At 72.8% G+C, this 20,785-nt stretch carries 21 protein-coding genes; 15 read left to right on the plus strand and 6 right to left on the minus strand.

Annotated elements, in window-relative coordinates; translation table 11 throughout:
• The first annotated feature begins 111 nt into the window (after nucleotides 1–111).
• The 3 genes from HIR71_RS06290 (at nucleotide 112) to HIR71_RS06300 (ending at nucleotide 2,506) form a co-directional block, all read left to right on the plus strand.
• Nucleotides 112–1,509, plus strand: coding sequence for a cystathionine beta-synthase (locus HIR71_RS06290; RefSeq protein WP_169324212.1), 1,398 nt, complete (start codon nucleotides 112–114; stop codon nucleotides 1,507–1,509).
• Nucleotides 1,510–1,632: 123 nt separating this feature from the next.
• Nucleotides 1,633–2,037 (plus strand): FKBP-type peptidyl-prolyl cis-trans isomerase, encoded by a 405-nt coding sequence (locus HIR71_RS06295; RefSeq protein ID WP_169324213.1) that lies wholly within the window; start codon nucleotides 1,633–1,635, stop codon nucleotides 2,035–2,037.
• Nucleotides 2,038–2,059: 22 nt separating this feature from the next.
• The gene (locus tag HIR71_RS06300; protein ID WP_169324214.1) at nucleotides 2,060–2,506 is read left to right on the plus strand and encodes a nitroreductase/quinone reductase family protein; all 447 of its coding nucleotides are present in this window, start codon (nucleotides 2,060–2,062) and stop codon (nucleotides 2,504–2,506) included.
• A gap of 84 nt (nucleotides 2,507–2,590) precedes the next feature.
• On the opposite strand, the gene msrA is transcribed toward HIR71_RS06300, so the two are convergent.
• On the minus strand, nucleotides 2,591–3,253 hold the full coding sequence (gene msrA, locus HIR71_RS06305; protein ID WP_169324215.1) for a peptide-methionine (S)-S-oxide reductase MsrA: 663 nt from the start codon (nucleotides 3,251–3,253) through the stop codon (nucleotides 2,591–2,593).
• A 137-nt stretch (nucleotides 3,254–3,390) separates the two neighbouring features.
• Between msrA and HIR71_RS06310 the strand changes: the two genes are divergently transcribed.
• From HIR71_RS06310 to ilvA, 3 genes are read left to right on the plus strand one after another with little or no spacing between them, the layout of a single operon-like run.
• Nucleotides 3,391–4,593, plus strand: coding sequence for a cystathionine gamma-synthase (locus HIR71_RS06310; protein WP_169324331.1), 1,203 nt, complete (start codon nucleotides 3,391–3,393; stop codon nucleotides 4,591–4,593).
• Nucleotides 4,590–5,756 carry an AI-2E family transporter gene (locus tag HIR71_RS06315; protein ID WP_311836133.1) on the plus strand — a complete coding sequence of 389 codons (1,167 nt, stop codon included), beginning with the start codon at nucleotides 4,590–4,592 and terminating at the stop codon, nucleotides 5,754–5,756. The genes HIR71_RS06310 and HIR71_RS06315 overlap by 4 nt, the downstream gene beginning before the upstream one ends.
• Nucleotides 5,753–6,991, plus strand: coding sequence for a threonine ammonia-lyase (ilvA, locus tag HIR71_RS06320; RefSeq protein ID WP_169324216.1), 1,239 nt, complete (start codon nucleotides 5,753–5,755; stop codon nucleotides 6,989–6,991). Before HIR71_RS06315 ends, ilvA begins: the two co-directional genes overlap by 4 nt.
• Nucleotides 6,992–7,121: 130 nt before the next feature.
• Here ilvA and greA read toward each other — a convergent pair whose 3' ends face one another.
• Entirely contained in the window at nucleotides 7,122–7,607 is a 486-nt protein-coding gene (gene greA, locus HIR71_RS06325; protein WP_311836134.1) for a transcription elongation factor GreA, read from the minus strand.
• A gap of 261 nt (nucleotides 7,608–7,868) precedes the next feature.
• The gene (locus HIR71_RS06330; protein WP_169324218.1) at nucleotides 7,869–8,276 is read right to left on the minus strand and encodes a DUF4307 domain-containing protein; all 408 of its coding nucleotides are present in this window, start codon (nucleotides 8,274–8,276) and stop codon (nucleotides 7,869–7,871) included.
• A 235-nt stretch (nucleotides 8,277–8,511) separates the two neighbouring features.
• On the opposite strand from HIR71_RS06330, the gene mca reads away from it, so the two are divergent.
• Genes mca through HIR71_RS06345 form a run of 3 tightly spaced genes read left to right on the plus strand, consistent with a single transcriptional unit; the run spans nucleotide 8,512 to nucleotide 10,525 of the window.
• On the plus strand, nucleotides 8,512–9,369 hold the full coding sequence (mca, locus tag HIR71_RS06335; protein ID WP_169324333.1) for a mycothiol conjugate amidase Mca: 858 nt from the start codon (nucleotides 8,512–8,514) through the stop codon (nucleotides 9,367–9,369).
• Entirely contained in the window at nucleotides 9,369–9,725 is a 357-nt protein-coding gene (locus HIR71_RS06340) for a hypothetical protein (protein WP_169324219.1), read from the plus strand. The genes mca and HIR71_RS06340 overlap by 1 nt, the downstream gene beginning before the upstream one ends.
• On the plus strand, nucleotides 9,722–10,525 hold the full coding sequence (locus tag HIR71_RS06345) for a nitrilase-related carbon-nitrogen hydrolase (protein ID WP_169324220.1): 804 nt from the start codon (nucleotides 9,722–9,724) through the stop codon (nucleotides 10,523–10,525). Before HIR71_RS06340 ends, HIR71_RS06345 begins: the two co-directional genes overlap by 4 nt.
• Nucleotides 10,526–10,560: 35 nt before the next feature.
• Here HIR71_RS06345 and trhA read toward each other — a convergent pair whose 3' ends face one another.
• The gene (trhA, locus tag HIR71_RS06350) at nucleotides 10,561–11,280 is read right to left on the minus strand and encodes a PAQR family membrane homeostasis protein TrhA (RefSeq protein WP_169324221.1); all 720 of its coding nucleotides are present in this window, start codon (nucleotides 11,278–11,280) and stop codon (nucleotides 10,561–10,563) included.
• Nucleotides 11,281–11,496: 216 nt separating this feature from the next.
• On the opposite strand from trhA, the gene HIR71_RS06355 reads away from it, so the two are divergent.
• Both HIR71_RS06355 and HIR71_RS06360 read left to right on the plus strand, forming a co-directional pair.
• Nucleotides 11,497–12,258, plus strand: coding sequence for an isoprenyl transferase (locus tag HIR71_RS06355; protein WP_311836135.1), 762 nt, complete (start codon nucleotides 11,497–11,499; stop codon nucleotides 12,256–12,258).
• Between the two features lie 331 nt (nucleotides 12,259–12,589).
• Complete coding sequence (locus HIR71_RS06360) at nucleotides 12,590–13,915, plus strand: PhoH family protein (protein WP_169324334.1); 1,326 nt, start codon at nucleotides 12,590–12,592, stop codon at nucleotides 13,913–13,915.
• Nucleotides 13,916–13,997: 82 nt separating this feature from the next.
• Here HIR71_RS06360 and HIR71_RS06365 read toward each other — a convergent pair whose 3' ends face one another.
• Both HIR71_RS06365 and HIR71_RS06370 read right to left on the minus strand, forming a co-directional pair.
• On the minus strand, nucleotides 13,998–15,422 hold the full coding sequence (locus HIR71_RS06365) for a class II fumarate hydratase (RefSeq protein ID WP_169324223.1): 1,425 nt from the start codon (nucleotides 15,420–15,422) through the stop codon (nucleotides 13,998–14,000).
• 126 nt (nucleotides 15,423–15,548) lie between these two features.
• A complete protein-coding gene (locus HIR71_RS06370) occupies nucleotides 15,549–16,208 on the minus strand; it encodes a carbonic anhydrase (protein WP_169324224.1) in 660 nt (219 codons plus the stop codon).
• 134 nt (nucleotides 16,209–16,342) lie between these two features.
• On the opposite strand from HIR71_RS06370, the gene HIR71_RS06375 reads away from it, so the two are divergent.
• From HIR71_RS06375 to HIR71_RS06390, 4 genes are read left to right on the plus strand one after another with little or no spacing between them, the layout of a single operon-like run.
• Nucleotides 16,343–17,638, plus strand: coding sequence for a sugar ABC transporter substrate-binding protein (locus HIR71_RS06375; RefSeq protein ID WP_169324225.1), 1,296 nt, complete (start codon nucleotides 16,343–16,345; stop codon nucleotides 17,636–17,638).
• Nucleotides 17,635–18,612, plus strand: a complete 978-nt coding sequence (locus HIR71_RS06380; protein ID WP_169324226.1) for a carbohydrate ABC transporter permease — start codon at nucleotides 17,635–17,637, stop codon at nucleotides 18,610–18,612. The genes HIR71_RS06375 and HIR71_RS06380 overlap by 4 nt, the downstream gene beginning before the upstream one ends.
• The gene (locus HIR71_RS06385) at nucleotides 18,612–19,463 is read left to right on the plus strand and encodes a carbohydrate ABC transporter permease (protein WP_169324227.1); all 852 of its coding nucleotides are present in this window, start codon (nucleotides 18,612–18,614) and stop codon (nucleotides 19,461–19,463) included. The genes HIR71_RS06380 and HIR71_RS06385 overlap by 1 nt, the downstream gene beginning before the upstream one ends.
• 27 nt (nucleotides 19,464–19,490) lie before the next feature.
• The gene (locus tag HIR71_RS06390; protein WP_169324228.1) at nucleotides 19,491–20,753 is read left to right on the plus strand and encodes an ABC transporter ATP-binding protein; all 1,263 of its coding nucleotides are present in this window, start codon (nucleotides 19,491–19,493) and stop codon (nucleotides 20,751–20,753) included.
• Nucleotides 20,754–20,785 lie beyond the last annotated feature (32 nt).

Genomic DNA, 20,785 nt, shown 5'->3' on the forward strand with positions numbered 1-20,785 from the left:
GGGTGGTCGCGGGCTCGCGGCCACCCCTCACCGTTACGATCGAGCGACCCCACCGGCGGCGCACCCCCGCGCCGTCGTGCCTGCCGGCCCCGATCGGAGCGCACGCCCGCGATGAAGTACGCCCAGCACATCTCCGAGCTCGTCGGGAACACCCCCCTCGTCCAGCTCACCTCCGTGACCAGCGGACTGGCCGCCACCGTCCTCGCCAAGGTCGAGTACCTGAACCCGGGCGGCTCGGTGAAGGACCGGATCGCGGTCAAGATGATCGAGGCGGCCGAGGCGAGCGGCGAGCTGAAGCCCGGCGGCACGATCGTCGAGCCGACCAGCGGGAACACCGGGGTCGGCCTCGCGCTCGTCGCGCAGCGCAAGGGGTACCGCTGCGTCTTCGTGTGCCCGGACAAGGTCTCGCAGGACAAGATCGACGTGCTGCGCGCGTACGGGGCCGAGGTCGTCGTGACGCCCACCGCCGTCGCGCCCGAAAGCCCCGAGTCCTACTACTCGGTGTCCGACCGGCTCGTCGCCGAGATCGAGGGCGGCTGGAAGCCCAACCAGTACTTCAACCAGAACGGCCCGCTCAGCCACTACGAGACCACCGGGCCCGAGATCTGGGCCGACACCGACGGCCGCGTCACGCACGTCGTCGTCGGCGTCGGCACGGGCGGCACCATCACCGGCACGGGCCGGTACCTCCACGACGTCTCGGCCGACCGCGAGGGCGGCCCGGTGCACGTCGTCGGCGCCGACCCCGCCGGATCGGTGTACTCGGGCGGCGACGGGCGTCCGTACCTCGTCGAGGGCGTCGGCGAGGACTTCTGGCCGGGCGCGTACGACCCCGCCGTCCCGGACGAGATCATCGCCGTCACGGACGCCGACTCCTTCGAGATGACGCGCCGGCTCGCGCGCGAGGAGGGCCTGCTCGTCGGCGGCTCGTGCGGCATGGCGGTCGTCGCCGCGCTGCGGCTGGCCGAGCGCCTCGAGCAGGAGGACCCCGCGAAGGCTGCCGAGGCCGTGATCGTGGTGCTGCTCCCCGACAGCGGCCGCGGGTACATGTCGAAGATCTTCAACGACCGGTGGATGCGGTCGTACGGCTTCCTGCCGCCCGCCGACGGCGTCACGGCCGCCGACGTGCTCCGCAGCAAGTCGGGCGAGGTGCCCGCGCTGGTCCACACCCACCCGGGCGAGACGGTCCGCGACGCGATCGGGATCCTGCACGAGTTCGGTGTCTCGCAGATGCCCGTCGTCGGCGCCGAGCCGCCGGTCAACATCGGCGAGGTCGCGGGGTCGGTGAGCGAGCGCGAGCTGCTCGACGCCGTGTTCAGCGGCTCGGCGACGCTGGGGGACCGGGTCGACAAGCACATGGCGAAGCCGCTGCCGCTCGTCGGCGCGGGCGAGGGCCTCGACACCGTCCGCGCGGCCCTGCACGACGCGGACGCGCTCATGGTCGTCGACGACGGCAAGCCCGTCGGCGTCCTGACCCGCCACGACCTGCTGGGCTACCTCGCGAGCTGAGCCGGGAGGGACGCGGACGTCGTCGGTCGACGCGTACGCGATGCGCCCCGCCGGCCGCGCGGGTGCAGGACTCCACCGGGACGCGTCAGGATGGGACCCCACCCATCGTGAGGAGACGTACCCATGACCGGACAGCTGCCCGAGGCCACCGGCGGGTTCGGCGACAAGCCGACCCTGACCTTCCCCGACAGCACCGCACCCGCCGAGCTCCAGGTGGTCGTGCTGTCGCGCGGCGACGGCGCGCTCGTCGAGGCCGGCGACGACCTCGTCGTGAACTACCTCGGCCAGACGTGGGGCGGCCACGTGTTCGACAACTCGTACGACCGCGGCTCGTCGATCAACTTCCCGATCGGCGTCGGCGCCGTCATCGGCGGCTGGGACGAGGGGCTCGTCGGGCAGGCGATCGGCTCGCGCGTGCTGCTGTCGATCCCGCCGCACCTGGGGTACGGCGACCGCGGCATGCCGCAGGCCGGCATCAAGGGCACCGACACGCTCGTGTTCGTCGTCGACGTCGTCGGCGTCAACTGACACCGGCTGACCGCCGCACCCCATGGTCGACAGCCGCGCCGCCCGGGCAGCCATCCGGCTGCACCGGGCGGTGCTGCGCCTGACCGGCGGGCGCCTCGGTACCCGGCTCGCGGGCCTCGAGCAGGTCCTGCTCACCACGACCGGCCGCACCACGGGCCGGCCGCGCACGACCCCCCTCGTCGCCATCCCGGCCGGCGACGGCGAGCGGATCGCGCTGATCGCCTCGAACGGCGGCGCTCGCCGCGATCCCGACTGGTACCGGAACCTGCTGGCGCACCCGGACGTCGTCGTGCAGCGCGGCACCGTGCGGCACCCGATGCGCTGCCGCACCGCGGAGGGCGCTGAGCGCGACACGCTGTGGCGGGTGGCGGTGACCGCGTACGGGGGCTACGCCGCCTACCAGGACCGGACCGACCGGCTCATCCCGGTCGTGGTCTGCGAGCCGCTCGTCAGCAATCCCCAAGGGTGAACGCGACCGTCGGCGCGACGAGCACGATCGACAGCGACCGCACTCGGTCGGAGCCGGCGAGCCGCGCGTCGCCGCCCCGGCGGGTCACGCCCCCGTCAGACCCACGGGGCAGGCCACGCCGGTTCCGCCGAGCCCGCAGTAGCCGTTCGGGTTCTTGTCGAGGTACTGCTGGTGGTAGTCCTCGGCGTAGTAGAACGTGCCGGCCTCGCTCGCGGGCCGCACCTCCGTCGTGATGGCGCCGTAGCCGGCCCGCGTCAGCTCCTTCTGGTACGCCGCACGGGTCGCGTCGAGGGCGGCCTCCTGCTCGGGGCCGGTCACGTACACCGCCGAGCGGTACTGCGTGCCGAGGTCGTTGCCCTGGCGGAAGCCCTGCGTGGGGTCGTGCGAGGTCCAGAACGCCCGCAGCAGCTCCTCGTGCGAGATCGTCTCCGGGTCGTACGCCACCATGACGGCCTCGGTGTGCCCGGTCATGCCGGTGCAGACCTCCTCGTACGTCGGGTACGGCGTGAACCCGCCCTGGTAGCCGGCGGCCGTCGTCACGACGCCGGGGAGCCGCCACATCGCTCGTTCGGCGCCCCAGAAGCACCCCATCGCGACGTAGAGCTGGGCCGTCCCGGCGGGCCACGGGCCCTGCAACGCGGTGCCGAGCACCGTGTGCGTCGACGGGATCGCGTAGGCGTACCCGTCCCGGCCGCGCAGCGCGCGCTCCGGCGTGACCATCGTCGTGCGCAGCAGCGATCCGAACATGTGCCTCACCCTTCCGTCCCGTCCCGGGCCGTCCCGCAGCGAGCCTGCGGCCCGACGGGTCAACGCATCCCGGCCGGACACGTGTTCCCGGGCCGCTTCCACCGTAGCCTTGGCCGGTGACCACGCAGCCTGAGCACATGCAGCCCGAGCACGACTGGACCGGCGCCGGGTTCGCGACCCGAGCCATCCACGCGGGGCAGGACCCGGACGCCGCGACCGGCGCCGTCGTCCCCCCGATCTACCAGGTCTCGACCTACAAGCAGGACGGGGTCGGCGGCCTGCGCGGAGGGTACGAGTACTCGCGGTCCGCGAACCCGACCCGCGCGGCGCTCGAGCAGGCGCTCGCGGCCGCGGAGGGCGGCTCGCACGGCTTCGCGTTCGCGTCCGGCCTCGCCGCCGAGGACACGCTGCTGCGCGCGGTCCTGCGGCCGGGCGACCACGTCGTCGTGCCCGACGACGCGTACGGCGGCACGTACCGCCTGATCGCCCGGGTGTTCGGGCCGTGGGGCGTCGAGCACACGCCGGTCGACCTCGCGGACGCCGACGCGGTGCTCGCCGCGATCGAGCCCGGCCGGACCAAGGTGGTCTGGGTCGAGACGCCGACCAACCCCCTGCTCGGCATCGCGGACATCGAGGCGATCGCCGCGCACGCGCGCGCCGCGGGGGCGCTGCTCGTCGTCGACAACACGTTCGCGACCCCGTACCTCCAGCGGCCGCTGTCCCTCGGCGCCGACGTCGTCGTCCACTCGACGACCAAGTACATCGGCGGGCACAGCGACGTCGTCGGGGGCGCGCTCGTGGTCGCCGACGGGGCGCAGCTGCCCGTCGGCCTCGAGGGCCCGGCCGGCACGACGACGCTCGCGGACGCGGTCGCCTTCCACCAGAACGCGTCGGGTGCCGTCGCCGGGCCGTTCGACGCCTGGCTGACGCTGCGCGGCCTGCGCACCCTGGCCGTCCGGATGGACCGGCACGGGCAGAACGCCGCCGCCGTCGCCGCCTTCCTCGAGGACCACGACAAGGTCACGCACGTGATCTACCCCGGGCTGCCGGCGCACCCGGGCCACGCGGTCGCGGCCCGCCAGATGAGCGGGTACGGCGGGATGATCTCCTTTCGCACCGGCAGCGTCGAGACCGCGCTCGAGGTGTGCTCGCGCACCCGCGTGTTCACGCTCGCCGAGTCGCTCGGCGGGGTCGAGTCGCTCATCGAGCACCCGGGGAAGATGACGCACGGCTCGGTCGCGGGGACGGCACTCGAGGTGCCCGACGACCTCGTGCGTCTCTCCGTCGGCATCGAGGACGTGGCCGACCTGATCGCGGACCTGGCCCAGGCGCTCGCGTGAGCGACGTCGCGGCGACCGGCCCGGGGTCGACGGCCGAGGCCGTGCCGGTCCCGCCGGGGTCGCGCGGCGCGGCGGATGCCGTCCCGCGCTCGATCCAGGTCTGGAGCGCGTGGTCGTGGCGAGTCGTCGCCATCGTCGCCGCGACCGCGGTCCTCTTCTACCTGCTCGCGTACTTCAAGGTGCTCGTCGTCGCCGTGGCCGTGGCGCTGCTGCTCACCGTGCTCCTGACGCCGTTCACGCGGTGGCTCGAGCGCGTGCTCCGGTTCCGGCGCGGCGCGGCGGCCGCCACGAGCGTGGTGGGGCTGCTCGTGCTGGTGTCCGGCCTGATCGCCCTCGCGGGGAACTCGATCGTCAACGGGTTCGGCGCGCTCGCCGACCAGGCCTTCCAGGGCCTCGACACCTTGCTCACCTGGCTCTCGACCGGACCGCTGAGCCTCAGCGCCGACCAGATCCAGCAGTACCGGGACCAGCTCACGTCCTCGATCAGCGACAACGCCTCGACGGTGCTCGCGGGAGCGCTCTCGGCGACGACGACGATCGGGCACGTGCTCGCCGGGGCGCTCATCACGCTGTTCTGCACGCTGTTCTTCCTCCTGGACGGCGGCCGCATCTGGGCATGGGTCGTCGGCCTCCTCCCGGTCGGGTCGCGCGAGCGCACCCACCAGGCGGCGCGCCGCGGGCTGGTGACCCTCGGCGGCTACACGCGGACCCAGATCCTCGTGGCGCTGGTCGACGCCATCGGCATCGGGCTCGGCGCGGCGATCCTGCGGGTCCCGCTCGCCCTGCCGCTCGCGGTGCTCGTGTTCCTCGGCTCGTTCATCCCGATCGTCGGCGCGCTCGTGTCCGGGTCGGTCGCCGTCCTCGTGGCGCTCGTGGCGCACGGACCCGTGATCGCGCTGGTCATGCTCGCCGTCGTGCTCCTCGTGCAGCAGATCGAGGGCCACGTGCTTCAGCCGCTGCTCATGGGCCACGCCGTCTCGCTGCACCCGGTCGCCGTGGTGCTGGTCGTGGCCGCCGGCTCGCTGACCGCCGGCATCGCGGGCGCGCTGTTCGCCGTCCCGCTCGCGGCCGTCGTCAACACCGTGGTGCTCTACCTCCACGGTCACGACGCGTACCCGCGGCTCGGCACCGAACCGCTCGTGCCGTTCCGGACGCCGTCGTGACGACGACCTCGTCGGCGGGGTCCGAGAGCACGGCGGCGGTGACGCTCGACGACGTCCGCGCGGCCGCCCGGCTGCTCGACGGTGTCGCGACGCGCACCCCCGTCGACGAGAGCCGGGCGCTCTCGGCGATCGCGCGCACCCGGGTGGTGCTCAAGTGCGAGAACCTCCAGCGCGCGGGCTCGTTCAAGATCCGCGGGGCGTACGTGCGGATGGCGCGGCTGTCGACCGAGGAGAAGGCGCGCGGCGTCGTCGCGGCGAGCGCGGGCAACCACGCGCAGGGGGTCGCGCTCGCGGCACAGCTGCTCGGGATCGACGCCGTGGTGTACATGCCGACCGACGCCGCGCTGCCCAAGGTCGCGGCGACGCGCGAGTACGGCGCCGAGGTGCGACCGGAGGGCGGGTCGGTCGACGAGGCGCTCGAGGCGGCGCACGCCGAGGCCGAGCGGACCGGCGCCGTCCTGATCCACCCGTTCGACCATCCCGACGTGGTCGCGGGGCAGGGGACCCTGGGGCTCGAGATCCTCGAGCAGGTGCCGGACGTCCGCACGATCGTGGTGCCCGTCGGCGGGGGCGGGCTCGCGGCCGGGATCGCCACGGCCGTGCGCGCGGTGCGGTCGGACGTGCGGGTCGTCGGGGTGCAGGCGGCGAGCGCGGCCGCCTACCCGGCGTCGATCACCGCCGGGCGACCCGTGCGGGCGACGCGGCTCGCGACGATGGCGGACGGCATCGCCGTCGGGACACCGGGGCAGGTCCCGTTCGCGTTGCTCCGGGACGCCGGCGTCGAGGTGCGGACGGTGAGCGAGGAGGACCTCTCGCGGGCGCTGCTGCTCGTCGCGGAGCGCGCCAAGCTCCTCGTCGAGCCGTCGGGTGCCGCCTCGGTCGCGGCGCTCATGGCGTCACCGGGGGAGCTCGAGGGCCCCGTGGTGGCGGTCCTGTCCGGCGGCAACATCGACCCGCTGGTGCTGCTCCGCGTGGTGCGGCACGGGCTCGCCTCGGCCGGCCGGTACCTGTCCCTGCGGCTCGTGATCGGCGACCGGCCGGGGTCGCTCGCGGCGCTGCTGGGACAGCTCGCCCGGAGCGGCGGCAACGTCATGCACGTCTCGCACGTGCGCACGGGGGTCGACCTCGCGATCGACGAGGTCGAGATCGACGTGCAGCTCGAGACCAAGGGCCCCCAGCACTGCCAGCAGGTGCTCGACGACCTCCGGACGGCGGGCTACCGCATCGCGCCGTGAGGTCCCGAGGACCGTGACGTCTCGAGAACCGTGAGGTCGCGAAGAACAGCGACGTCCGAGCGTCGACGTCCGGCAGGACGTCGACGCTCGGACGTGGCGGGGCGTGTGGTGCGGCGGGGATGCGGTGCCGTCAGGCGACGAACGGCTTGGCGGCGAGGATCTCGACCTCGATCTCGTTGCCGTTCGGCGCCGCGTAGGTGACCTTGTCGCCGATCACGCGGCCGCTGATGGCTGCCCCGAGCGGCGACGTCGGCGAGTAGACGTCGATCGACGTCGTCCCGGCGATCTCGCGCGAGCCGAGCAGGAACTCCATCTCGTCGCCACCGACGACCGCCTTGACGACCATGCCGGCCTCGACGACGCCGTCGTCGGCGGGGGTGCCGATCTGGACGTTGCGCAGCTTCTCGGTCAGCTCGCGGATGCGCGCCTCGATCTTGGCCTGCTCCTCGCGTGCCGCGTGGTAGCCGCCGTTCTCCTTGAGGTCGCCCTCGTCACGGGCGCTCGCGATCTTCTCGGCGATCTCCGTGCGACCCGGACCCTTGAGCTGGTCCAGCTCGGCCTGCAGCCTGTCGTAGGCCTCCTGGGTCAGCCACGTACGTGCGGGGCTCTCGGTCACGATCGCTCCTCTCCTTGCATCACTGCGACGCATCAATCGACAAGGCACACCCGTGGGAACGGGTGTGCCGGGTTCTGGGGCTGCGTATCCCGGCGGCGACGACGGCGGCCGTGTCGGGTCTGTCGGCTCGCCGGGACAGCGTCTTGAATCGGCCATTCTAGCAAGCGCCCAGGATCGAACGGCCACCGGCTGCGCCGTTCGCGCGACCCGGGCGGCTCGCACCTGCGCGTACCGATGCGGGGAAGTGCCCCCCGGCCCGGGTCACGGCACCAGGCGGCACCCCTCCGCGACGCCCGTCACGGCGAGCTCCTGGGTGGCCACCGGGACGGTCAGGCGCTGGACCCGCGAGCCCGACGGGCCCGCCGTCACCTCGCGCACGCCGACCTCCGCGAAGCTCTGGTTGAGCGCGCGGACGGTGCAGCGCGCGGTCGCGTCCGGATCCTTGATGACGTCGAACGTCACCTGGACCAGCGCCGGACCCTCGACCTTGTACCCGACGCTCTCCCACTGGACCGGGTCCTGGAGCACGCTCGTGCCGATCCAGACCCCCAGCGTCGCGACGGCGGCAGCCGCCGCCACGGCGGCGCCTCGGACCAGGCGACCTCGCCGCGCCGTCGGCACGGGCCCGTAGCGGCCCTCGGGGAGTCGCGGGCTGGTGGTCCCGGTCATGTCGCGCCTCCTCAGGGCTGGATGCGGTGCTGGATGCGGTGCTGGATGCGCGTGTCGCCGCGCGGATGCGAGACCATTGTCCCTCGCGCCGCCACCCCGGCGGACCAGTACGACGGAGCAGGTCCGGCAGACCAGCACAGACGGACCAGCACAGACGGACCAGCACCGACCGACGAGCACGGACAGCGGAGGGACGCCAGTGAGCGCAGCGGGAACCGGGGAGCAGCTGCGGCTGATGGCGGTGCACGCCCACCCGGACGACGAGTCCAGCAAGGGCGCGGCCACCATGGCCCGGTACGCCGCCGAGGGCGTCGACGTGCTCGTCGTGACGTGCACGGGCGGAGAGCGCGGTGACGTCCTCAACCCGCACTACCCCCCGATCGAGGGCGGGGCCGAGGCGATGCGGGAGATCCGTCGCGCGGAGATGGCGACTGCCGCGAAGGCGCTGGGCGTCCGGCACCAGTGGCTGGGGTTCGTCGACTCGGGCCTGCCCGAGGGCGACCCCGTGCCGCCCCTGCCCGAGGGGTGCTTCGCGCTGGCGCCGCTCGAGGTCGCGTCCGCGCCGCTGGTCGAGGCGGTCCGCGCCTTCCGCCCGCACGTCGTGACGACGTACGACCCGAGCGGGGGCTACCCGCACCCGGACCACGTGATGTGCCACCGCGTGTCGGTCGAGGCGTTCGAGACCGCGGGGGACCCCGAGCGCTACCGCGACCGCGGCGAGCCGTGGCAGCCGCTCAAGCTCTACTACAACCACGGGTTCTCGATGGCACGCATGCGTGCGATGCACGAGGCGCTCGCCGCGGCGGGCCGCGAGTCGCCGTTCGGCGACTGGATCGAGTCCCGCGAGGCTCGGGAGATCCCCGAGCGCACGGTCACGACCCAGATCGAGTGCGCCGAGCACTTCCCCGCGCGGGACGACGCGCTGCGCGCGCACGCGACGCAGATCGACCCGCACGGGTTCTTCTTCGCGATCCCGCGTGACGTCGAGGCCGCGACCTGGCCGTACGAGGACTACGAGCTGGCCGTCTCCCACGTGCCCACAACGCTCCCCGAGGACGACCTGTTCGCGGGGATCCGGCCGGAAGGTGCCTGATGACTGTTCCCGCGCTCGACCTCGCCCTGCACGACGCCGCACTCCTGTCCGTCGCTGCCGAGCAGACGGTGGCGACCACAGCGACACCGAGCCCCACGCCCGAGGACGGCCTGCGTCGTGACCTCGACCCCCAGGAGGTGTCGCCCGGGCTGGTCGGGTTCGTCCCCGTGTTCCTCATCGCGCTCGCGTGCATCGGGCTCTTCCTGTCGCTCGCCTCGAAGATCCGCAAGGTCAACCGCTCGCCCGAGCCGGAGGAGCCGGGTGCGGACGGCACGCCGGGTGCGGGTCCCGCGGGAGCCGGCGCCCCGGAACGCACCCGGCCCGACGACGGCGCGCCGCGCGGTCCGGGGCGATGACCTCGTCCGTGCGCGTCGCCGTCGGCCAGGTCGCGGTACCGGCGGACCACGTGGCCGCGCGCGAGCAGGCGGTCGGCACGATCGCCTCGGCCGCGGAGCGGTCGGTCGACCTCCTCGTGCTGCCCGAGTACGCGTCCGGCTTCGACCCCCGCGGTGTCGGCGCCGAGCACGCCGAGCCGCTCGACGGCGCCTTCGTCACGGCGGTGCGGGCCGCGGCCGCGGACGCGCGGGTCGCCGTCGTCGCGGGAGTGACGCTGCCCGGCACGCACCCGGACCGTGCGGTGAACGCCGTCGTCGCGGTCGACCGCACGGGCGACCTCGTCGGGGTCTACCGCAAGGTGCACCTCTACGACGCGTTCGGCCAGCGCGAGTCCGACCGGCTCGAGCCGGGCGCGGCCGACGCGCCGCCGCTCGTGCTCGACGTCGGTGGGCTCAGGTTCGGGGTCATGACGTGCTACGACCTGCGCTTCCCCGAGAGCGCGCGCCGGCTCGTCGACGCGGGCTCGCACGTGCTCGTGGTGCCGGCCGCCTGGGCCGTCGGGCCGGGCAAGGCCGAGCAGTGGCGCGCGCTCGCGGTCGCACGGGCGATCGAGAACACGAGCGCCGTCGTCGCCGTCGGCCAGGTGGGGCGGGGGGTCACGGGTCGGTCGGTCGTGGTGGGCCCGGACGGCACGGCGCTGCTCGAGCTCGGCACGGATCCCGCGCTGGCGACGGTCGAGCTCGATCCCGCCACCGTGGCGGCCGTGCGCGAGCGGAACCCGTCGCTCGAGAACCGACGCTACGTCGTCGTCCCGCGGTAGGGCGTGGCGCCGCGACAGGGCTCGGCGCGGCCGGCTCAGGCGGAGCCGTACGAGGCGATCGACACCGCGACGTAGTGGGACGTGAAGCCGACCACCGTCAGCGCGTGGAACACCTCGTGGAAGCCGAACCAGCGGGGGCTCGGGTTGGGCCGCTTGATCCCGTAGACGACGGCCCCGGCGATGTAGGCGACGCCGCCCCCGACGACGAGCCAGACGACGCCGAGACCCCCGGACTCCGCGAACTGCGGCAGGAAGCCGAGCGCGACGCTGCCGAGGACCACGTAGATCGGGGTGTAGAGCCACCGCGGTGCGCCGAGCCACAGGACGCGTCCGAGCAGCCCGAGCACCGCTCCCGTCCAGACGATCGCGAGCAGGAGGCGCGCCGTCGACGGGGGCAGCAGCAGCACGGAGAGCGGCGTGTAGCTGCCCGCGATGATGAGGAAGATGTTGGAGTGGTCGATCCGGCGCAGGACGCCCGTCACGCGTGGCGACCACGTCCCGCGGTGGTAGACGGCGCTGGTCCCGAACAGCAGCACCGAGGTCAGGCCGAAGACGGCGGTCGAGATCGTGGCCTCGGTCGTCGGGGACAGCACCACGAGGACGATCGAGGCGACCACGACGAGCGGAGTCATGCCCGCGTGGAGCCAGCCCCGCAGCTTCGGCTTGATCGCGTCGACCGCCTGCTCCGCGCCGTTCAGCAGCTGCTCGCCGACCGTCGCCTCGGATTCGGGTCGTGCGTCGCGGCTGCCTGCCATGCCTGATCTCCCTCGGCCGCTGTGCGGGCCAGTCGAGCGTCGCGCGGTGGACGTACCTACGCAATCGTAGGTTACTCGTCCGTAGGTTGTGCCCGCGGTTGTGGGGGAGATGTGCAGACTTCCCGTCGGGGGCCGTGCCGTGTGGTGCGTGCGCATGGGTGCTGGCCTCCCGGCCGTAGCATGAGCGCCTGTCGTCTGCCCCGAAAGGTGTCCCGCGTGCGTCTGCCCCACCCGCTGTACGGGCTGTACGAACGCCGGTTGGCCGCCTCCCTCCCGCGTGACGCGATACCGCGCCACGTCGGCGTGATCCTCGACGGGAACCGCCGCTGGGCGCGCTCGTTCGGAGAGCCCGCCTCGCACGGCCACCGGCGCGGCGCGGACAAGATCACCGAGCTGCTCACGTGGTCCGAGGAGGTCGGCGTCGAGGTCGTGACGCTCTGGATGCTCTCGACCGACAACCTCGCGCGCGACCCCGAGGAGCTCGCGGAGCTCGTGTCGATCATCACCGACGCCGTGTGCTCCCTCGCGGACACCGGCCGCTGGCGGCTGCGGGTGATGGGCGACCTGCGCCTGCTCCCGGCCGAGACCGCCCAGGCAATGCGGGCGGCGCAGGAGCGCACCCGGGACGTCGTCGGGCTCCACGTGAACGTCGCGGTCGGCTACGGCGGCCGCCACGAGATCGCCGACGCGGTCCGCTCGCTCCTGCGCGAGCACGCTGCCCGCGGGACGAGCCTCGTCGAGCTGGCCGAGACGTTCGACGTCGCCCACATCGCCGAGCACCTCTACACCAAGGGCCAGCCCGATCCCGAGCTCGTCATCCGGACGTCGGGCGAGCAGCGGCTCGGCGGGTTCCTGCTCTGGCAGAGCGCGCACTCGGAGTTCTACTTCTGCGAGGCCTACTGGCCCGACTTCCGGCGCGTCGACTTCCTGCGGGCGTTGCGCTCGTTCGCCGCGAGGGAGCGCCGGCTCGGGCGCTGACGACGGGACGTTCGTCCCTGGAACCGCGCCCGGGTGAACACCTCGTGACGGCGGGCGTGTCGGCGGGAGCACACACGAGGCCCGCGCGTACCGTCCCGAGCATCGGACGGCACCCGCCGTCCAGCGGGAGGCCAGCCCATGGAGCGTCAGCTCCCGGGGGAGGGCCGGACCCGGCCCACGCGGCCGACCGACCCCCACCCAGTCGCCGACCGTCGGCCCCGCGCCGGCGCGAGGTAGCGAGAACGGCGTCGCGAGGCGCCGGAGGGAGCCCGCCGTGGTCATCGAGGCAACGAGTCAGGACACCGCGCGTCAGGCCGGGGGCGAGGCTCCCATGGACAGGGCCGGGCACGAGCCCCGTCTGACCTACGTGCTCGACACCTCGGTGCTCCTGTCCGACCCCCGCGCGATCCTGCGTTTCGCCGAGCACGACGTCGTCCTGCCGGTCGTGGTGATCACGGAGCTCGAGGCCAAGCGGCACCACGCCGAGCTCGGGTACTTCGCGCGCTCGGCGCTGCGGATGCTCGACGACCTGCGCATCGAGCACGGGCGCCTCGACGTGCCGGTCCCGATCGGCGACGCGGGCGGGATGCTGCACGTCGAGCTGAACCACACGGACCCGGCCACGCTCCCGGCCGGCTTCCGGCTCGGCGACAACGACACCAGGATCCTCGCGGTCGCCAAGAACCTCGCGCTCGAGGGGCGCGCCGTGACGGTGGTGTCCAAGGACCTGCCGATGCGCGTCAAGGCGTCGGCGGCGGGGCTGCGGGCCGAGGAGTACCGGGCCGAGCTCGCGGTCGACTCGGGCTGGACCGGCATGGACCAGCTCGAGCTGACCGAGGCGCAGATGGCGGCCACCTGGGAGAACGAGTCGATCGACCTCGCGGAGGTCGAGGGGGCCGGCTCGCGCGGGCTCCTGTGCCACACCGGGCTCGTGCTCCGCTCGCCGCGCGGGTCGGCGCTCGGACGCGTCACCGCGGACAAGCACGTGCAGCTGGTCCGCGCCGACCAGGACGTCTTCGGCCTGCACGGTCGCAGCGCCGAGCAGCGCGTCGCTATCGACCTGCTGCTGGACCCCGAGATCGGCATCGTGTCCCTCGGGGGGCGGGCCGGGACGGGCAAGTCGGCGCTCGCGCTGTGCGCGGGGCTCGAGGCGGTGCTCGAGCGGCGCCAGCACCGCAAGGTCATGGTGTTCCGGCCGCTGTACGCCGTCGGCGGGCAGGAGCTCGGCTACCTGCCCGGCAACGAGGCCGAGAAGATGAACCCGTGGGCCCAGGCGGTGTTCGACACGCTCGGGGCCCTGGTGTCGACCGAGGTGGTCGAGGAGATCATGGACCGCGACCTGCTCGAGGTGCTGCCGCTGACGCACATCCGGGGCCGCTCGCTGCACGACGCGTTCGTGATCGTCGACGAGGCGCAGAGCCTCGAGCGCAACGTGCTGCTGACGGTGCTGTCACGGATCGGCCAGAGCTCGCGGGTGGTGCTCACCCACGACGTCGCGCAGCGCGACAACCTGCGCGTCGGGCGGCACGACGGCGTCGCGGCGGTCATCGAGGCGCTCAAGGGCCACCCGCTCTTCGCGCACGTGACCCTGACCCGGTCGGAGCGGTCGCCCGTGGCCGCGCTCGTGACGGAGATGCTCGAGGGCATCGAGGTCTGAGCCGGGTCGACCCCCAGACCCCGCAACCGCCCGAGCGCTGCCGTCCTGCCGGACGTCAGCGCTCGAGCGTTGCCGAGGTAGGTCAGGCCTGGGGCGGGCGGGTCATCGCCATCACGTCGAGGGCCGTGTCGAGGTCCGTCTCGCTGATCTCGCCGCGCTCGACGAAGCCGAGCGCCACGACCGCCTCGCGGACGGTGACGCCGTGCGTGACCGCGTGCTTGGCGACCTTCGCGGCCGCCTCGTACCCGATCACGCGGTTGAGCGGCGTGACGATCGACGGCGAGGACTCGGCCAGGGCCCGGGCCCTGTCGACGTTCGCCTCGATGCCGGCGACCGTCTTGTCCGCGAGCACCGTGGACGCGTTCGACAGCAGGCGGATCGACTCGAGCACCCCGAGGGCGATCACCGGGATCTGCACGTTGAGCTCGAACGACCCGCTCGCGCCGGCCCACGCCACGGTCGCGTCGTTGCCGACCACGCGCGAGCAGACCATGAGCACGGCCTCGGGGATCACCGGGTTGACCTTGCCCGGCATGATCGACGAGCCGGGCTGCAGGTCGGGGATGAAGATCTCGGCGAGCCCTGTGTTGGGACCGGACCCCATCCAGCGCAGGTCGTTGCAAATCTTCGTGAGGCTGACCGCGATCGTGCGCAGGGCGCCCGACAGCTCGACCAGCCCGTCGCGCGAGCTCTGCGCCTCGAAGTGGTCGCGCGCCTCCGCGAGCGGCAGGCGGGTGTCCTCGACGAGCAGCTCGATGACCCGCTGCGGGAAGCCGGCCGGCGTGTTGATGCCCGTGCCGACGGCGGTGCCGCCGAGCGGCACCTCGGACGCCCGCACGAGGGTGGCCTGGACCCGCTCGATGCCGTACCGGATCGCCGCGGCGTAGCCCCCGAACTCCTGCCCGAGCGTCACCGGCGTCGCGTCCATCAGGTGCGTCCGGCCCGACTTCACGACCTCCGCGAACTCGACCGCCTTGGCCTCGAGGGCCGTGGCGAGGTGGTCGAGGGCCGGGACGAGCTGGTGCGTGACGCCGGCCGTCGCCGCGACGTGCACCGACGTCGGGAAGACGTCGTTCGACGACTGCGAGGCGTTGACGTGGTCGTTCGGGTGGACGTCGCGGCCCAGGCGCCGCGACGCGAGGGTCGCGACGACCTCGTTCATGTTCATGTTCGACGACGTGCCCGAGCCCGTCTGGAAGACGTCGATCGGGAAGTGGGCGTCGTGCGCACCGCTCGCGACGTCGTCGGCCGCTGCGGCGATGGCGTCGGCGATGTCGGCGTCGAGCACGCCCAGCTCCGCGTTGGCCTTCGCCGCCGCCTTCTTGACGCGCGCGAGCGCCTCGACGTGGCTGCGCTCGAGCCGCGTGCCCGAGATCGGGAAGTTCTCCACGGCACGCTGCGTCTGCGCGCGGTACAGGGCGTCGGCGGGCACGCGCACCTCGCCCATGGTGTCGTGCTCGATGCGGAAGGCGGGCTCGGAGGCGGCCGTGACGGCGTCGTCAGTCATGCCGCACATCGTGCCCGAGCCGCGGGTGCGCCGGGAAATCCGGCGGGGCGTCCGGGCCGGGCGCTCGACCGGGTCGCTCGACCGGGTCGCTCGGCCGGGCGCTCGCGCCGGACGTTCGCCGGACGCTCAGGCGGGGACGGCCACGTCGCCGACGTCGCCGACGTCGCCGACCGACTCGACGAGCGACACCTGGCCGTCCGCGAGCGTGTACTCGACGCCGACGATCGCGCACCGACCCTGCTCGATCGCCTCCGACAGCCCGGCCGAGTAGCTCTGCAGCATCTGCACGGTGTGGCGCGTGTGCTCGCGGCCCAGGTCCTGGGGATCGAGCGAGCTGATGCCGCCGACGCCGCCCTCTCCCATGCCGACGATGCTCGGGATGACCCGGTCGACGATCGCCCGCACGAACCCGCGCGGCAGCTCGCCCGTCGTCAGCGCCCGCGCGGCCGCGGCGACGGCGCCGCACTGGTCGTGCGCGAGGACGACCACCAGCGGGGCGTCGAGCAGGTCGACGCCGTACTCGATCGAGCCGACCACGGTGGTGTCGAGCACGTGCCCGGCGGTCCGCACGACGAACAGGTCGCCGAGGCCCTGGTCGAAGATGATCTCGGCGGCCACCCGGGAGTCGGCGCACCCGAAGATCACCGCGAACGGCGCCTGCTCGGTGCTCACCTCGGCCCGGCGGTCGACGCCCTGCGAGGGGTGCTCCATCTCCCCGCGGACGAATCGCTGGTTGCCGTCGACGAGCCGGGCCCAGGCGGCGGCGGGGGTGATGTGGTTGGGCATGGCCACATCGTGCCAGGCCGCACGACCATCCGGCGCCGGCGTGCCGCGGGCCGGCGCCTCCGGTGGCGGGGTTCAGCGCCCGGGTGTTCCCTGATCCCGTACCGGCCGATCTCGCCAGCAGCAGGGGACCCACCGTGCGACGACGCTCGAACACTCTCGCTCTCGGCTTTGCCCTGGCCGTCTCCGCCGCGCTGGCCGCGTGCTCGCCGGACACCGGCGGCCCGCCCCGGCTCACCTGGTACATCAACCCCGACGACGGCGGCCAGGCCGCGATCGCCGAGCGGTGCACGCAGGAGGCGGGCGGCGAGTACGTCATCGAGACCTCGCTGCTGCCGCGCGACGCGAGCTCGCAGCGGGAGCAGCTCGCGCGGCGCCTGGCGGCCCGGGACTCGTCGATCGACCTCATGAGCCTCGATCCGCCGTTCATCCCCGAGCTCGCCGAGCCGGGCTTCCTGGCCCCCATGCCCGACGACGTCGCGGACCGCGTGAGCCAGGACATCGTGCAGGGTGCGCTCGACGGCGCGACGTGGAAGGACGAGCTCGTCGCGGTCCCGTTCTGGGCCAACACCCAGCTGCTCTGGTACCGCAAGTCGGTGGCGCAGGCCGCGGGTCTCGACCCCGCCGCAGGCCCGGTCACGTGGGATCAGCTCATGGAGGCGGCCGCGAGCCAGGACAAGTACCTGGGCGTGCAGGGCATCAAGAGCGAGTCGCTCACCGTGTGGATCAACGCCCTCGTCGCGTCCGCGGGCGGCCAGGTGATCGAGGACCCCGAGGCCACTGCGGACGAGGTGACGCTGGGCCTGGAGTCGGAGGCCGGCCAGGAGGCCGCGCGCATCATGGGGAAGATCGGGCGCGAGGGTCTGGGCGGCCCGGGCCTGCCGACGGCGGACGAGAACGCCACGCTCACGGTCTTCCGCGGGGACCGCGGCTCGTTCATGGTCAACTGGCCGTTCGTCTGGTCGGCGACCCGCACCGGCGTCGAGGAGGGCACGTTCGACCAGGCGCTGCTCGACGACATCGGCTGGGCGCTGTACCCCCAGGTCACGGAGGGCGAGGAGGCGAGCCCGCCGCTCGGGGGCATCAGCATCGGCGTGGGGGCGTTCTCGCCCGACGTCGACCTCGCGTACGCGGCGGCCGAGTGCATCGTGACCCCGGAGAACCAGGCCGAGTACTTCGCGACCAACGGCAACCCGCCGTCGAACACCCAGGCCTATGACGACCCGGCCGTGCTCGAGGCCTTCCCGATGGCCGACGTGATCCGCCAGTCGCTCGAGCAGGCCGTGCCCCGGCCGCAGACCCCCTACTACAACGAGGTCTCGACCGGCCTGCAGGAGACGTGGCACCCCGCGGCGTCGGTCGACCCCGAGTCGACGCCGCAGAAGGCGACCGACCTCATCACCGCGGTCCTGCGAGGGGAGCAGCTGCTATGAGCTCACAGCTTCAGCCGGCGCCCGGCGCCGAGGCGGACCGGGCGGGCAAGCAGGCCGCCCTCGCGAAGGCCGAGCGGACCGCGCGGGCTCGCGGTGAGTCCCGCCTCGGGTGGACGCTCGCGGGTCCGGCGTTCGTCGTCATGCTGGCCGTCACGGCGTACCCGATCCTCCAGGCGGTCTACGACTCGCTGTTCAGCTACCGGCTCACGGCGCCCGACGAGCGCAGGTTCGTGGGGCTGGGCAACTACGGCGTCGTCCTGACGGACCGGGTGTTCTGGGGCGACCTCGGCGTCACGCTCTTCATCACCGTGGTCACCGTGCTCATCGAGCTGGTCCTCGGCTTCGCGCTCGCGCTCGTGATGCACCGGGCCGTGAAGCAGCTCCGGGGGCTGCTGCGCACGGCGATCCTCGTGCCCTACGGGATCATCACCGTGGTCTCGGCGTTCGCGTGGTTCTACGCGTTCGACATCACCTCGGGCTACGTCAACGCGTGGTTCGACTGGGTGCCCGGCATCGACGAGAACCTCAACTGGTTCGCGTCGCAGGGCACGTCGCTGTTCGTGATCATCGCGTCCGAGGTCTGGAAGACGACGCCGTTCATCTCGCTGCTGCTGCTCGCCGGCCTGGCCCAGGTGCCGACCGAGCTCGAGGAGGCGGCCGAGGTCGACGGCGCGACGTGGTGGCAGCGGCTGCGACGGGTCGTGGTCCCCAACATGAAGGCCGCCATCATGGTCGCGGTGCTGTTCCGGGCGCTCGACGCGTTCCGGATCTTCGACAACGTCTTCATCATGACCCGCGGCGCGAACGGCACCGAGGTGCTGTCGCTGCTCGCCTACCGCACGTCGATCGGGCGCCTCGAGATCGGCATGGGCTCCGCGATCTCGGTGCTGCTGTTCCTGTGCGTGATCCTCATCTGCTTCATCGCGATCAAGCTCTTCAAGGTCGACCTGGCCGGCGCGCGAGGGGGGAACTGATGGCCACCACGTCGAGGCTCAGCACGCGGCAGCGCGTCTGGTGGGCCGTGATCACGGTCGTCGTGCTGCTCTACGCGCTCTTCCCCGTGGCGTCGATCGCGGCGACGTCGTTCAAGCTGCCGAGCGAGCTGAGCTCGCGGACCTTCCTGCCGCCGACGTGGTCGCTGACCAACTACGAGCAGATCCTCGTGGGCGACGCGCAGGGGCTGTTCCTGTCGGCCCTGCGGAACTCGATCGGCATCTCGCTCATCGCGACGGCGATCGCCGTCGTGCTCGCGACGCTCGCGGCCTACGCCATCGCGCGCCTGGACTTCCCCGGCAAGCGGCTCGTGCTGACGACGGCGCTCGGCGTCTCGATCTTCCCGGTCATCTCGATCGTCACGCCGCTGTTCAACCTGTGGCGCAACATCGGGCTGTACGACACGTGGATCGGGCTGATCATCCCGTACCTGTCGCTCACGCTGCCGATCTCCATCTGGACCCTCGCCGCGTTCTTCCGGCAGATCCCGTGGGAGCTCGAGCAGGCGGCGCAGGTCGACGGGGCGACCCCGTGGCAGGCGTTCCGCAAGGCGATCGTCCCGCTGGCCGCACCCGGGGTGTTCACGACCGCGCTGATCGCCTTCTTCATCGCCTGGAACGACTTCGTCTACGGGATCTCGCTGACCTCGACGGATCGAGCCCGACCGGTCCCGGCCGCGCTCGCGTTCTTCACCGGCGCGTCGCAGTTCGAGCAGCCGACGGGCGCGATCTCCGCAGCGGCCGTGGTCGTGACCATCCCCGTCGTCGTGCTCGTCCTGCTGTTCCAACGCCAGATCGTGTCCGGCCTGACCCAGGGTGCCGTCAAGGGCTGAGGCCCTGCACCGACGAAGGAGAACCTCATGGCTTCCATCACCCTGACGGACATCGTCAAGCAGTACGGCGACGGGTTCCACGCCGTGAAGGGCGTCAGCCTCGACATCGCCGACGGCGAGTTCGTGATCCTCGTCGGCCCGTCGGGCTGCGGGAAGTCGACGCTGCTGCGGATGATCGTCGGGCTCGAGGACATCACGTCGGGCGAGCTGAAGATCGGCGGGAAGCGCATGAACGACAAGGCACCGCGCGAGCGCCACCTCGCGATGGTGTTCCAGAACTACGCGCTCTACCCGCACCTGACGGTGTTCGAGAACATCGCGTTCCCGCTGCGCCTGCAGAAGGGCCAGTTCAGCGAGGACGAGATCCAGCGCAAGGTCCGGCTCGCGGCGTCGACCCTGGAGCTCGAGGACCACCTCGACCGCAAGCCCGCGAACCTGTCCGGCGGTCAGCGGCAGCGGGTCGCGATGGGGCGCGCCATCGTCCGCGAGGCGGACGCGTTCCTGTTCGACGAGCCGCTGTCGAACCTCGACGCCAAGCTGCGCGGCCAGATGCGGACCGAGATCGCGCGCATGCAGCGACGCCTCGGGACGACGACGGTCTACGTCACGCACGACCAGACCGAGGCCATGACGCTGGGCGACCGGGTCGCCGTCCTGCGCAAGGGCGAGCTGCAGCAGGTCGCGAGCCCCCGCGGCCTGTACGAGCAGCCGGTCAACCTGTTCGTCGCGGGGTTCATCGGGTCGCCGCCGATGAACTTCCTGCCGGGTGAGGTCAAGAACGGGCGGCTCTCGCTGCCGTTCGCGGACCTGCCCCTACCCGAGAACCTGCGCTCGCGGGTCGGCGACCGCTCGCTGGTCATCGTCGGCATCCGGCCCGAGCACTTCGAGGACGCCGCGGTCCTCGAGGACAGCAAGCGCGAGGCCGGGGTCACGTTCGAGACCGACGTCGACGTGACCGAGTGGCTGGGCTCCGAGCAGTACGCCTACATCCCCTTCGACACCCACCCGGACGTCGCTGCCAAGCTCGAGGAGCTCGATCGGGACCTCGACGGCGAGGGCATGCGGACGCAGCTCGTCGTCGCGCTCAGCTCCGAGAGCCGGGTGCGCGACGGCGACCGCGCGACCCTCTGGTTCGACCCGGCGAAGATCCTCGTCTTCGACCCGGAGACGAACGAGAACATGAGCCGCGACGACGCCGTCGCGCAGCAGATCGACGAGGAGAACGAGCAGGACCGCAGGGCGTCGCTCGAGCGGGCGCAGAAGCGCGAGCAGGTCGCGGCGGCGGGCTGACCGTCGCGCTCGCCCCGCCTCGCCCCCGCCTC

It is taken from the genome of Cellulomonas fimi (assembly GCF_012952065.1).
Taxonomy (GTDB): Bacteria; Actinomycetota; Actinomycetes; order Actinomycetales; family Cellulomonadaceae; genus Pengzhenrongella; species Pengzhenrongella fimi_A.

Bases quoted from the DNA above. Each gene is read 5' to 3' on its own strand.
- HIR71_RS06290 (WP_169324212.1), top strand. From the start codon at position 112: ATGAAGTACGCCCAGCACATCTCCGAGCTCGTCGGGAACACCCCCCTC.
- HIR71_RS06295 (WP_169324213.1), top strand. From the start codon at position 1,633: ATGACCGGACAGCTGCCCGAGGCCACCGGCGGGTTCGGCGACAAGCCG.
- HIR71_RS06300 (WP_169324214.1), top strand. From the start codon at position 2,060: ATGGTCGACAGCCGCGCCGCCCGGGCAGCCATCCGGCTGCACCGGGCG.
- msrA (WP_169324215.1), bottom strand. From the start codon at position 3,253: ATGTTCGGATCGCTGCTGCGCACGACGATGGTCACGCCGGAGCGCGCG.
- HIR71_RS06310 (WP_169324331.1), top strand. From the start codon at position 3,391: ATGCAGCCCGAGCACGACTGGACCGGCGCCGGGTTCGCGACCCGAGCC.
- HIR71_RS06330 (WP_169324218.1), bottom strand. From the start codon at position 8,276: ATGACCGGGACCACCAGCCCGCGACTCCCCGAGGGCCGCTACGGGCCC.
- mca (WP_169324333.1), top strand. From the start codon at position 8,512: ATGGCGGTGCACGCCCACCCGGACGACGAGTCCAGCAAGGGCGCGGCC.
- HIR71_RS06340 (WP_169324219.1), top strand. From the start codon at position 9,369: ATGACTGTTCCCGCGCTCGACCTCGCCCTGCACGACGCCGCACTCCTG.
- HIR71_RS06345 (WP_169324220.1), top strand. From the start codon at position 9,722: ATGACCTCGTCCGTGCGCGTCGCCGTCGGCCAGGTCGCGGTACCGGCG.
- trhA (WP_169324221.1), bottom strand. From the start codon at position 11,280: ATGGCAGGCAGCCGCGACGCACGACCCGAATCCGAGGCGACGGTCGGC.
- HIR71_RS06360 (WP_169324334.1), top strand. From the start codon at position 12,590: ATGGACAGGGCCGGGCACGAGCCCCGTCTGACCTACGTGCTCGACACC.
- HIR71_RS06365 (WP_169324223.1), bottom strand. From the start codon at position 15,422: ATGACTGACGACGCCGTCACGGCCGCCTCCGAGCCCGCCTTCCGCATC.
- HIR71_RS06370 (WP_169324224.1), bottom strand. From the start codon at position 16,208: ATGCCCAACCACATCACCCCCGCCGCCGCCTGGGCCCGGCTCGTCGAC.
- HIR71_RS06380 (WP_169324226.1), top strand. From the start codon at position 17,635: ATGAGCTCACAGCTTCAGCCGGCGCCCGGCGCCGAGGCGGACCGGGCG.
- HIR71_RS06385 (WP_169324227.1), top strand. From the start codon at position 18,612: ATGGCCACCACGTCGAGGCTCAGCACGCGGCAGCGCGTCTGGTGGGCC.
- HIR71_RS06390 (WP_169324228.1), top strand. From the start codon at position 19,491: ATGGCTTCCATCACCCTGACGGACATCGTCAAGCAGTACGGCGACGGG.